Genomic DNA, 12,308 nt, shown 5'->3' on the forward strand with positions numbered 1-12,308 from the left:
GATTATGCGGGATACTTACACTAATAGCCCACTATTTATATGATGGGCTATTAAATTATTTTTATGCCCGTCCTTTCTTTACATAAACCATAAACATTTTTTCAGCTTGCTCAGGTGACGTTCCTGCCATGACAAGCGCATCAATGAACGCCTGCTTCTTCAGTGCGAACTGATCGGCAAGGCGTTGCTGAAGCTCCTTGTTTTTCTGTTTCTCGCGTTGCAAGGCCGCTTCTTTTGCTGCCGCTCGTTTTTTCTGTGCGTCTGACAACTTTCTGGCCCTGGTCAGCTGGTCACGTAGCTTGTCAATCTTGCCGTTGTCCTTTGCCAGTTTTGTGCTTAAAGCGGCCTGGCGTTTCTGATAGAGCCTCCATTCGCGTTTGGCGGCTTCAACGTTCGTTTTACTGCTACGATTGCGATTAAACTCCTTCTCGTCTTCTTTTGAGAAGTGTTTGGTTGTACGGCGGCGATCGTCACCAAATGCAATTTGCGTTGCAGCCTTTTGTAGCGCACGAGCAATACTCATTTGCCAACTGGCGGACTGTAACCGCGTCATTGAGTGGATCACGTGTTTACAGGCGACGCCTTGCAGCTTCGGGTTGCGAACTTTTGGATAGGCGTATTCTTTTGGCGGTGCCAGGGCAAAGTTACCCGCAGTGGCGATGTAACGATACCAGTATTGATGACGACCACAGTCACAATCGAAAGATACCCGCCCAGCACACAGTGATTTAGTGACTTTCAGGGCTGATTTATCGTCTTCTGCGATGTCATCGACCATCTGATCCCATTCTTCAAAGCGTATCCGGACGATATGATGCTGGTGGACAGATATATCTGATGCTTCTACGCGGATATTAATTACGTTGTGGCGAAGAGATACGGGCGTAGCTCTTTTGATACCGGAACCGTCGTCTACGGCGTTATTTGCACGCTTAATATCGATAGCCTGGCTGGACGCCACCAGCTGGGCGTATGTAATGCCAGCCGTCTTGCTGTCATATTTTTCGCGCGTTTTACTCCGTAGCTTTTCGAAACCTTTCAGATCGTCGCGAGTAAAGAACGTGCCGCCTTTCTTCTTCCCTAACTTGAGAATATCTTCGGCGGATTTGTTCCTCAGTCTGCCAGGTGTAAGCGTTCGGTGAGCTTGTCGGCGCTTACGGGTTTGTTCTTTCCTGATAAGGTCGAATATACGCGTGAAGTCCTTAGAGGACAGGCCGTCAGTGATATAGCGCCCGTCCTGGTTTTTCAGGAAATCAGGCATTTTTTATCTCCGGTTCAGCGCCAGCATAATCACGGATCTTGTTTCTCAGCCATGCCACATCAGGGAGAGTTAACGTGGTCCCGGCGGGCATTTCTTCCATTTCTGATTCATGCCCCACCAGCACTCTGAATACCCAGCGTAAATCTGCGTTCCCATACGCCCGGTAGGCAGCCAGGTCTGAACGATAGACTTCATCAAGTTTTATCGTGTACTGGAAGTTATCCGGGTGATATTCCGATACCCGTTTAATCATCTCCTGGTGTAACAGTGCGCGCAGAATATCGTCTTCAATGTATCGATCGTCGAGTCTGCTATAGCCCATAACAAAGATCCTCAGTCATAACCTGGGGAAACTGTATGCAGGGTGTGAAATGCGAGAAACAGACAGGCCACCAGCTCAGGGAGATGTGATTCATAAATCCCCTCACTGGTGACAAGTGACTTTCATTAATCTTTATGCGGGGCCAGCTTCATTACTTACTGGCAGTAGATTAAAAATTAAACGGAGCGAATGACATGGATGTTATTTTCGAAATACTAATGCTAATTGATCTGTTTATGAACGCTTCATTGACCACGCAAATACTGGCGTCAATATTTTTGTTACTCTTCTACCTGGTATTGAGGGAGTTAACAAAGCTACTGATGTGATCAAAGTATCACGGTATCTTCATCAACTTCTTTCCCAGCCAGTGACTTTGGCTGGGAGGTGCCTGCTTTAACCTTTTCATGCCCAATAATGGACAGGAACGAAGCGAGGATGCCTGTTTTGTGCTCTTTCTCGACTGTACCTGTCATCTGTTCCACATAATCTGCGCTGGCAACGTTGTGGTATACGGTCGCGTAGCAACACAGGATCATAAGAATATGTTCCGGCCTGATGTCCTGCCAGTTCACCCGGTAGACTTCTTCTCCGTTACCGTTGTATTCGGTATCAACGATGGAGTCGGGGATTTCGAAAGTACCTTTGTAATTTTGCGGCAGGGATAATAGCTTCTGGAGTTTTAGCTCTCTGTATCTTTCCATCCCTACGATAATCGCAGCTCTGCCGTCGGCATGACGTGTCTTGAGTGTTACCTGGCTTGCTCCGGTGCCAGCGGAGATCGTTGGCGTAATTTCGTCTACCAGCACCTTAAATTTGCTTTTCCGCAGGGCTGCTATAGCTGGAGGAATTTTTTGCTTTTGTTCCAATGCTGACGCGGGAAGGGGTTTTACTTCGTTAATCACGAGAGCACCGTCTTTCAGTATTGCAGTGAGCATTTGCGGTTTGCTGGTGGTCAGGCTGAATATTGCTATCTTTTCCATTGTCCTTCCTCCACGGATGACGGATACAAAAAAAGGCCGCGCATGGCGGCCTGCTTTGGCGTTATGACTCCCTACCGCGCTTCGGCTGAAAGTTAATCGTCAAAAGAACCTTCAACGGGAGCCGTTAGCGCGATGGATTATGTGCAGTTTGTGATTTCAAGAATAGTGTCAATAGTCATTTGCTATTTTTTTGTAAACGGGGTGGTGCTTATCAAAAAAACAGAGTGGTTAGTTATTATTGGGGTCTGAAGCCCAACCGTACAAAAACGTACGGTTGGGCTTCAGGCCCCTATACCGACGCTAATGAACTCTGACCGAATCAGTGATGGTTAGATTTATCGAAATATTTGGCGCAACAAATTCCGATTTTGGTTTGATAAAAAACACCGTAACGCGCCATTTTTAAGTGGAAATGTTTCAGCCTTTAGTCGTTTTATTTCCATGCCGATATAACATTTACCGCAGTCGCTTCATCATAAGCCAAGCTGCTAAATAGTAAACATAATTGCATGTTTTATTGGAATTATATTGTAACAATCCACTCCGTCTAACTTACAGGAACGATATACTATGTCACAGGTTATTAATACTAATGCTCTCAGCCTTGTAGCACAGAACAACCTCAATAAGTCCCAGACAACACTGGGTACAGCTATTCAGCGCCTGTCTTCTGGTCTGCGCATTAATAGCGCAAAAGACGATGCTGCTGGCCAGGCTATCAGCAACCGTTTCACCGCCAGCATTTCTGGTCTGACTCAGGCTTCCCGCAATGCTAATGACGGTATCTCCATCGCTCAAACCACTGAAGGTGCGCTGAACGAAGTGAACGATAACCTGCAGAATATCCGCCGTCTGACTGTTCAGGCGCAGAATGGAACTAACTCAGCTTCTGACCGTGAATCCATTCAGGATGAAATTAACGCCCGTCTGTCGGAAATCAACCGCATCTCCGATCAGACTGAATTTAACGGTGTTAAAGTTCTCAGTCAGGATCAATCTTTGTCTATCCAGGTGGGGTCTAACGATAAAGAAACAATCGGTATCGATTTGAATAAAATGGATGCTGACACCCTCGGCATGACAGATTTTACCGTGTCAGAAAATATCGCAGGGTTGCCAATTACCACAGTGATTCCCGATGGTATGTTTTATAGCGCCGAGATAACTTATACGGTAGCTGATCTGGACAATCAAGGTGATCAAAACATTCATGCGCAGGATCTCGTACAAGACAAGGCAACGGGCGATCTTTATGCGAAATGCGACGATGGGAATTACTATTCCGCTCAAGTCATAGAGAACAGCGTGGTTAGTTTTAAGACTGATACCCCAGTGACAGTGGATCCCAAAAATGTGAGTTCAGTGGTTGGTCAGAAATATAGCGGTGATGTCACCATTAGTGCTAATTCAGTGGCAACTCTGGGGGGAAAGACATTGAAAACTGACGACCAGGGAAATTTTTATGTGGACGATGGTAAAGGCCACGTCACCAAGGCTGACTACACACAGAAAAAAGTAACAAGTAAAAATGGTACTGTAAGTATTGAAGGCGAATTCACCGACACCGGTGTTGCGGTTAAGGGCGCTAATACCGTTACGCCTGATCCGCTGAAAACCATCGATGCTGCACTGTCTCAGGTCGATAAACTACGCTCTGGCCTCGGTGCCGTACAGAACCGTTTCGATTCTGTTATCAGCAACCTGAACAACACCGTTAACAACCTGTCTGAGTCTCGTTCTCGTATCCTCGACGCTGACTTCGCGTCTGAAGTATCTAATATGAGCCGCGCTAACATCCTGCAGTCTGCCGGTACTTCTGTTCTGGCACAGGCCAACCAGGTTCCGCAAAACATTCTGCAACTTCTGCGGTAGTTGTCTGCCCAGGCATATTGCCGGCATGGAAGGTAGTGACATATACGCCGGGCGAGTTTTCTTTAAACGCCGAGATACTGGCTGGCACCTGCGTTGGTGCGGTTGCCGGAGAGAGGCTGGTTTTCTTTTGCAGCCTGGCTTTCTTTTGTGGCTTCTGTTGTTTTGAGTTGGCTTCCGTGATTTGAGCACTGAGGTTAGCTGCCTGACCTGTGATTTTCTCACCACTGGCGGTGGTCAGCGTCACGCTAATCGGTGTGCTGCTTACTCCGTCTGCTGGTAGCGTCATTTTAGCGGCGCTGGCGGTGGTGACTGCGTGTTGAATATTAAAACTGTCAACCTGCCAGTGGATGTGATCAAGCGGATATTTGCTCTTCACCTGCACATTTACCGGCAGGGTCATAGATTCAGTGCCGGAAATTTTATCCTGCGGGGTCAGCCAGATAACCTGTTGCTTACGGTACTCCAGCACAATGTCGTTGTTTCTGTTTACCAGCTCGTAACGGCTACCCATCAGCGTTCTGCTGGCGCCGACGGCGTCTGGATCGAGATGACTCGCCAGGGATTCGCCCATCTTCCAGTTGAGATTGAGGTTCACCTGGGTGTCGTTCTGATCACCTTTACCCATTTTTTGGTTCAGGCCCACGGTCATCAGCGGGAATGGCGTGTAGTTGACGCCCAGCGTCATGGCCCACGGGTTGCTCAGGCGCTTATCACTGCTGTTCTGCGAGAGCGCCACTTCCTCACCAAAGTATTGTTCCCACGCCAGTTCTGCACCTAACTGTGGATAAACGGGTAAATAACCCTCGGCGCGAATGTCATAGCCATTGGCAACACGTTCCTGATAATCGGCATAGCGTTTTGAATTTTTCCAGCCGGAAAGTCGGCGGTAACCGTTTGCGCTAAGGCGGAAGAAATCGCTGCCCAGCTCTGTCCCGACGCCCAGACGCTGATGCTTATTACCGGAGAGCTGCTGGTCGTAAAAAGTGTTGACGCCCCACATCCAGTGGTCAGCAAAGTAACGATAACCAATACCGATATTGACGATATCGCGGTCATCATTGCGGCGGGCACCAACTTGCGTAAACAGGAGATCCTGCTTCTTGTTGTCGTAGAGAGGCACCAGAAGATCTACGCTGGCATTATTAAGTGCCATTTTGCGGTCCAGCGTTGCATTAACTTTGGCAGTTCCGAACTGCTGCAACCATTGCTGCACTTCACTGGTGGCAATCGACGAGGTGCTGCCGATGGCAGAGGAGATCAATGCATCTGTTCTATTGCTCTGTTTTAATAATTCGGCAGTGCTGGTAAGAACTGAGGCGATTTTTTTATCGTCTTCATCATCCTGTGCTGTTGTTTTCGCATCGTGCTTTCCTTTTGCTTCTTGTCCGGACTTATTCTCTGGCGAATTCGTTACTGCCTGAGCAGGGAACGTAAAGACAAAGGAGTTCATAAAAATAACCATGAGCTGCAAAAATATTTGCAGGCAGGCTGTGAGTCTCTGTTTCATAATAACATCAGTCTGTTGTTTGAAATTTGTTAATAGACGGCGGACAATATCTATTTATCCGGACTAATCTTCCTTAAGGTGCTTTATTATTCTGTTCATTTTGTCTGAGACAGACACACGAAACAGTGTGTAACTAAATTCATTCAAGTGCTGTTGTAATAAATTTGGTTTTTGCTCACCCCTCCAGCTACATGTTACTGATAATAAAAACTAACGAATGTTAATGATTTTCTGTTGATAATGGAGTGTTAGGATGATTATGTGTTAGTGCGTTTTTTTCAATAAGAACATGTCGTTGCGCGCGTCTATTGTTATAATTCCTGGTAGAGGGGGCGTTAACAAGAGAATATAGGTCTGTCTGCTATGTGAAATTACAGCATAAAATTCCGTTATTGATATGTTAGCTGGTGAGGATACTGTTATGATTTATCTCTGATTTATGTTTATATTTAGTGATATCAATGGGTTGATTGGTTGTTGTATTTTCATTTTGTGACATTTCATACTGATTTTTGTTGTCTGGTTTCTTTTTTGTCTAGGGTGTTTATCTTAATTTTTTTTTGGTGATGACAATTGTTGGGCTTAAAATGATAAATAAGCGCAATTTTTTGTGTGATTTGATTTATTGTTGTAATGAAATGTATGGCATTATAACGATATGGCTATGCTATTTATCTGCTTTAATACTCTGTAATGCCGAACTTAAAGGATTTGATATCTTCAGGTTTGAACACCGTTAAAGGACGTAATTGGCTAACTGAAACGTTGATTAAGGTGGCAGTGAAAATATCAGAATCCAATTAGGTTAAATATATTCATTAATGGCAGCATTTCCACCATTTATTATGACTAATTGCTGTTGCGGTATAACTGAACAATTTATCGGTGCACAAATGTCAGTCAGAAGACATACACCAGGTTATAAGGATGAGAGCGATGTTGAAAAGTGTATTACTTACCGGGGCAGGTTTACTTGCATTAATGCCATTGGCATATGCTGACCAGAGTGTCAACTTTTCTCCTGAGAGTGTGTCAGTTGGAACTTCTCTTTCGGTGTTAAACGGGGAGTCTCGCGAATTTATTTATGATGAAGGTGTGAAGTCGAGCCAGCTTAACTGGAAAATAAACAATGCGCCGGTTATTAAAGCTGGAATTACCTGGGACCCATTATCATGGTTGTCGCTGAATGCTAATGGGTGGACGACGTTGGCATCTCGCGGTTCTGGTATGGATGATTATGACTGGTCTTATCCTTCGCAAAGCCACTGGAGCGACAGGTCAAGCAGTCCTGACACGCATCTGAATTTCGCTAACCAGCTTGATCTGAACGTAACCGGCTGGTTGCTGAATGAAGATAATTTGCATCTCGGCGCAGTGGTTGGGTATCAGGAAACCCGTTTCAGTTGGCTGGCTGAGGGGGGGCATTATACCTATGATAATGGTGCGAATGTGGGCGATTTCCCGCGCGGTGAGCGCACCATTGGTTACCAGCAGAGATACCGGGTGCCTTACTTAGGGCTGACGGGGAAATATGTTTACCAGGATTTTGATATCACTGCACAGTTTAAATTCAGTCCGTGGGTAGAAGCTCGCGACCACGATGAGCATTACATGCGTGACCTGAGTTTTAACGAAACTGCCAGTAATTCAAACTATTACTCAGGAACTATCAACGCGGGATATAATATTACTTCCCAGGCTCGTGTCTTCACTGAATTGAGCTGGACGCGTTTCTCTGAAGGCAGGGGGGACTCAACTGTGCATGATAAAGTCACAGGTGACTCTGAACATTACAATGATGCTGCAGGTATTCAAAACTATAACTACGCCATTGGCGCAGGGATTGAGTACCGCTTCTGATGGTTAAATGCGTCTTCGGGGGGCAGTAAACGCCCCCGAATTTAAATAAAAATTACGTAGTTACAACATCCTGATAATTTACCCATCCGTTGCAGCAGCCGTCTTGCCAACATTAAGTACCTTTAGTCAGTAACTCTCTGGTGAAAAATTCAGTTATCCGGTATGTATAGCAATTGCTACACAGCAATAATCTGCTATGCTGTATAGCAAATGCTATACGGAGTGTTACCATGAAATCAGATGTCCAACTCAACCTTCGCGCCAGAGAATCCCAGCGGGCGCTGATAGATACGGCAGCAGAAATTCTGCATAAGTCGCGCACGGATTTTATCCTCGAAATGGCTTGCCAGGCCGCAGAGAATGTCATTCTTGAACGCAGAGTATTTAATCTGAACGAGGAGCAGTATGCCGAGTTTATCGATATGATCGATGCGCCGGTAGAATCTAACCCAGCATTAGAAAAACTTCTGGCAAGGAAACCACAGTGGGATTTGTAACTCAGCCTGAACCTTTATCGAGTTCTCATCAACTTGCGGAATTTGTTAGTGGTGAGGCTGTTCTGGATGAATGGTTAAAACACAGGGGATTAAAGAATCAGGCGCTTGGGGCTGCGCGGACGTTTGTTATCTGCAAGCAAGAGACAAAACGTGTAGTTGGTTATTACTCACTTGCAACCGGTAGTGTGAATCATGTCGAAGCAACGGGAAATATTCGCCGTAATATGCCTGACCCCATACCGGTGATTATCCTGGCTCGTCTGGCGGTCGATCTTTCGTTCCACGGTAAAGGACTGGGCGCCGATCTGCTTCATGATGCGGTGTTGCGCTGCTACAGAGTAGCTGAAAATATCGGCGTTCGCGCCATTATGGTTCATGCGCTTACCGACACTGCCCGACGCTTTTACCTGCACCATGGTTTTAAAGCATCACAAACGCAGGAGAGAACGTTGTTTCTCAGACTGCCGTAATAATGGGGAGCAAGGGAGATTGAAATGTGCATACTGAAGCCCTCCAGATACGATATTTAACATAATCTTTGTTATATGTACTTTAAAATCAATGAGTTACTTTTTTATGCGATTCATTGTACGCACTTAGGCATGGCTTGCGATAAATGTCACTCGGCCCCAGTCGGTTAACAGAACAGCAATATAGAACATTAAGCGCGATAGGTCAGTTATAGACGCGGACGGCGCTGTTGAGTGTCTGCTGTGAAGCAGACATTTAATTAAATAAATGACGGGATAACGATATTGCTCGTTCTCCACGGTTTACGGATTTTAAGCAAAGCTTTTTGTAAGTTATCAATTGTCACAGATCCAAGAGCAATCCTACAACGCTTATAGCGTTTATGCCTTGGGGTATACCCTAACTGTGCGACCATCGCTTACCACAAGCGAAAATTTCAATTTCATCTGGCGTGAGCCAACAACAATGAATAGCGGGTCCTTTGGGTTTCGATCACCGGTAGTTACGGTTAATCATCTTCTGCTGTACCAAGGGATGAAAAGGCTCAGGGTTCCTCCCCAGAATACGCCATCAATAAGTCCTGTTACACCGCCAAACAACATACAAAAACTTGCGGATGACCGTAATCCCGGTTGCAGATAAATGGCTGAAGTAAGTATGAACTTCATGCAAAAAGTAATCACAATCAGCCCCAGGGTCAGCGGCGTCCCAGCCCTGATAATCATGCCCGGATTATCTGAATCTCTCAGCGGTGGCTGTAAGCGCCACAACCTGTATCCAAGAGCCGTGCCTGCGAGCAGTCCTGCTGCCATCATTGAAAGGCTTGCGCCAGCAAGTGCTGTCTCAGTGATAACACCATATGCCCCCCAGACAAGAAAAAGCACTGGGAGAAAAAACAACCGCCTGATTGTCATCTCCCGGACATAAAGAGCAGCAAAGCCGCGTCGCAGTAAAAAAGCCAGCAGGATCCATATCCAGACAGGTGTATCTCTTAAAAAGATTGCAATATTCATAAGTTGTCCCAGTTACGAAAGTTAATCTTTTTCAGTACAGGTGAATCGGCACACCATTACTTTTCAGTGGTATTGTTATTCGATATTTTATTTCCTGACCGAAGAATTTTCTGCAACCTGCGTTGTTGCCATAAGGCGATTTTCCCTCGCATGATAAACACGCGTATTCCCCTGAGTATGACAAGTCCTCCCCATATAACAGCTACCACAACGGACCAGTAACTTTCCGGGGTAAACAGAGAGTTAATTATCATTAATGCTGTGCATACCAGAACAGCAGTAACCAGAATCCGATAAAACCGGGTTTCCTGTGCTACCTGAATTTTGGCTTCGCTGATGCGTTCATCAAGAGCCTGGCTGGCAACGTAAGTCTCTTCCGAGAGATCAGAAACATTTATATCAAAGGCTGAAGCAATCGCACTGAGTGTTTCCAGACTCGGCTTCTGGCCTTTTTCAGTTCGCTGCACAGTCCTTACAGAAAGAGAGGCGACTTCAGCCAGTTGTTCCTGCGACCATGCCTTTCTCAGACGATATGTTTTCACCTTTTCAGCGACAGTCATCATTGTTCCCGTTCTCTGCAATGTCTGTGACAATAATACTTGCACATCAGTCCGGCACCGTATACGACACCACCATGACAGCAAGGCGACACGCCAGTGTCATAAGGTCGGACCCCTGCACATTCAGTTGGGTCTGGGGTTGGGTGACAGCCGCAGCTTCCCGTTCTTTCCGTCGACTTCCAGCATCAGCGGAACGTCTGAATTTATGCTGAATATAGAGAAACTGAAGTAAAAGAGGAGCAGGGTTACCCCTTACTGGTGATGCCGCAGTAATGATGATTATCTCGTCTTATCCGGATTCCGGTCACAAGGTTATGCTCCGTTTTTGTGGATAACCAGCTGTCCGTCAGCATGGATCAACATATCATTCACCCGGCATAGTGGATTACCTACATACGGCTCGCGAGTCCTGCGACCAGTGTCTGTCATGATGGTGGACGCAGGGCTACCTGCGGCAAACTCCGATTCAGCCATGAAGCACACTATACCGGGTGCGCACTTTCACTGGATCCACTACACAGGGTACAGCTTTCACTTCAGTATCATCGCGTTATCAGAGCCGATCATCATTCACGATACACTGTACCAGGTAAAGTTTCCTAACCGTGCCATCACGCTATCAGGTATGGTGGCAATGACGTGATCCACTATATCGGGTACTGATCACATTCTTGGCTAAAATACACACAAAACACACAGAAAAGTCAGAAGAAAATGGACTGCATCGGGGTAATGGGGCTGACGCCACCCGGTGTAGTGGAGATGCACTATACCTGTATGGTCGTTTTTATCCGCGATCGCGGCTATCGCAGTGTTTATCCCGTAAAGCGGATAAAATGCGTTTGCAGATTGACTTTATCCTCACTAAAGGATAAAACTGAAAATATCCCCTAAAGCGGATAAACTTCTTGTGGACGTATGGCATGATAAGCTTTCCGATGATCTATAGCCCAACGCAATTAGCAAATGCAATGAAACTGGTTCGTCAGCAAAATGGCTGGACGCAGAGCGAGCTGGCGAAAAAAATCGGTATAAAACAGGCGACCATTTCCAATTTCGAAAACAACCCTGACAACACCACGCTAACAACATTTTTTAAGATATTACTGTCGCTTAAGCTATCAATGACGCTATGCGACACGAAAAATGCCTCGCCAGAATCAACTGATCAGCAAGATCTGGAGTGGTAATGCCTAAACTTGTCACGTGGATGAACAACCAGCGGGTAGGTGAGTTGACGAAGCTGGCCAACGGTGCCCATACCTTTAAGTATGCGCCGGAGTGGTTAGCCAACCGTTATGCCAGGCCATTGTCGCTTTCGCTGCCATTGCAGAGGGGGAATATCACCTCTGATGCCGTATTTAACTTCTTCGATAACCTGTTACCCGATAGCCCGATTTTACGCGACCGGATCGTTAAACGTTATCATGCTAAATCCAGACAACCGTTTGATTTATTGTCAGAAATAGGGCGAGACAGCGTTGGCGCCGTGACGTTATTACCAGAAGACGAAACCGTAACGCGCCCGATAATGGCATGGGAAAAGCTTACTGAAGCCAGACTTGAAGAAGTATTAACGGCTTATAAAGCAGATATCCCGCTAGACATGATTAGGAGGAAGATGACTTTCGCATCTCGGTTGCTGGCGCGCAGGAGAAGACCGCGCTGCTCAGAATGGGCAATGACTGGTGCATTCCGAAAGGAATAACGCCGACGACGCATATCATTAAATTGCCGATTGGTGAAATCAGGCAGCCCAACGCGACGCTCGATCTCAGTCAGAGTGTTGATAATGAGTATTACTGTCTGCTGCTGGCAAAAGAATTCGGGTTGAATGTTCCCGACGCAGAAATCATTAAAGCGGGAAAGGTGCGCGCGTTAGCGGTCGAACGCTTTGACAGACGCTGGAATACTGAACGAACGGTTTTACTTCGCTTGCCGCAGGAGGATATGTGTCAGACA

Annotated in this window: 12 protein-coding genes and 1 pseudogene; 6 read left to right on the forward strand and 7 right to left on the reverse strand. The window is 46.2% G+C overall.

The window, feature by feature from the left end; genetic code table 11:
* Positions 1-61: 61 nt before the first annotated feature.
* From D9736_RS22450 to D9736_RS22460, 3 genes are all read right to left on the reverse strand, one after another.
* On the reverse strand, positions 62-1,261 hold the full coding sequence (locus D9736_RS22450) for a phage tail protein (RefSeq protein ID WP_130236371.1): 1,200 nt from the start codon (positions 1,259-1,261) through the stop codon (positions 62-64).
* Positions 1,254-1,583, reverse strand: a complete 330-nt coding sequence (locus D9736_RS22455) for a baseplate protein (RefSeq protein ID WP_130259203.1) — start codon at positions 1,581-1,583, stop codon at positions 1,254-1,256. The genes D9736_RS22450 and D9736_RS22455 overlap by 8 nt, the downstream gene beginning before the upstream one ends.
* Positions 1,584-1,912: 329 nt before the next feature.
* Positions 1,913-2,566: a maturation control protein gene (locus D9736_RS22460; protein ID WP_130259204.1), complete on the reverse strand. Its 654-nt coding sequence runs from the start codon at positions 2,564-2,566 to the stop codon at positions 1,913-1,915.
* A gap of 570 nt (positions 2,567-3,136) precedes the next feature.
* Between D9736_RS22460 and D9736_RS22465 the strand changes: the two genes are divergently transcribed.
* Complete coding sequence (locus D9736_RS22465; RefSeq protein WP_130259205.1) at positions 3,137-4,438, forward strand: FliC/FljB family flagellin; 1,302 nt, start codon at positions 3,137-3,139, stop codon at positions 4,436-4,438.
* Here D9736_RS22465 and D9736_RS22470 read toward each other — a convergent pair.
* Positions 4,356-5,888, reverse strand: coding sequence for an inverse autotransporter beta domain-containing protein (locus D9736_RS22470; RefSeq protein WP_165383180.1), 1,533 nt, complete (start codon positions 5,886-5,888; stop codon positions 4,356-4,358). The genes D9736_RS22465 and D9736_RS22470 overlap by 83 nt on opposite strands.
* Positions 5,889-6,881: 993 nt before the next feature.
* On the opposite strand from D9736_RS22470, the gene D9736_RS22475 reads away from it, so the two are divergent.
* The 3 genes from D9736_RS22475 (at position 6,882) to D9736_RS22485 (ending at position 8,772) form a co-directional block, all read left to right on the forward strand.
* Complete coding sequence (locus tag D9736_RS22475; protein WP_130236366.1) at positions 6,882-7,805, forward strand: omptin family outer membrane protease; 924 nt, start codon at positions 6,882-6,884, stop codon at positions 7,803-7,805.
* Positions 7,806-8,035: 230 nt separating this feature from the next.
* A complete protein-coding gene (locus D9736_RS22480; protein ID WP_130209503.1) occupies positions 8,036-8,302 on the forward strand; it encodes a DUF1778 domain-containing protein in 267 nt (88 codons plus the stop codon).
* Positions 8,290-8,772, forward strand: coding sequence for a GNAT family N-acetyltransferase (locus D9736_RS22485; protein WP_130209501.1), 483 nt, complete (start codon positions 8,290-8,292; stop codon positions 8,770-8,772). Before D9736_RS22480 ends, D9736_RS22485 begins: the two co-directional genes overlap by 13 nt.
* Before the next feature lie 513 nt (positions 8,773-9,285).
* Here the strand turns inward: D9736_RS22485 and D9736_RS22490 are convergent.
* The 3 genes from D9736_RS22490 to D9736_RS23405 all read right to left on the reverse strand — a co-directional run bounded on the left by D9736_RS22490 (position 9,286) and on the right by D9736_RS23405 (position 10,820).
* Positions 9,286-9,786 (reverse strand): DUF6622 family protein, encoded by a 501-nt coding sequence (locus D9736_RS22490; RefSeq protein WP_130209499.1) that lies wholly within the window; start codon positions 9,784-9,786, stop codon positions 9,286-9,288.
* 56 nt (positions 9,787-9,842) lie between these two features.
* A complete protein-coding gene (locus D9736_RS22495) occupies positions 9,843-10,346 on the reverse strand; it encodes a helix-turn-helix domain-containing protein (protein ID WP_130209643.1) in 504 nt (167 codons plus the stop codon).
* Between the two features lie 312 nt (positions 10,347-10,658).
* Entirely contained in the window at positions 10,659-10,820 is a 162-nt protein-coding gene (locus tag D9736_RS23405; protein ID WP_165382765.1) for a hypothetical protein, read from the reverse strand.
* 449 nt (positions 10,821-11,269) lie between these two features.
* On the opposite strand from D9736_RS23405, the gene hipB reads away from it, so the two are divergent.
* Together hipB and D9736_RS22505 are read left to right on the forward strand one after the other, a co-directional pair.
* A complete protein-coding gene (hipB, locus tag D9736_RS22500; protein ID WP_130209497.1) occupies positions 11,270-11,536 on the forward strand; it encodes a type II toxin-antitoxin system antitoxin HipB in 267 nt (88 codons plus the stop codon).
* Positions 11,536-12,308: pseudogene (locus tag D9736_RS22505) on the forward strand (HipA N-terminal domain-containing protein); the annotation flags it as partial. The gene hipB and the pseudogene D9736_RS22505, both read left to right, overlap by 1 nt.

It is taken from the genome of Escherichia sp. E10V10, assembly GCF_004211985.1.
Lineage (GTDB): Bacteria > Pseudomonadota > Gammaproteobacteria > Enterobacterales > Enterobacteriaceae > Escherichia.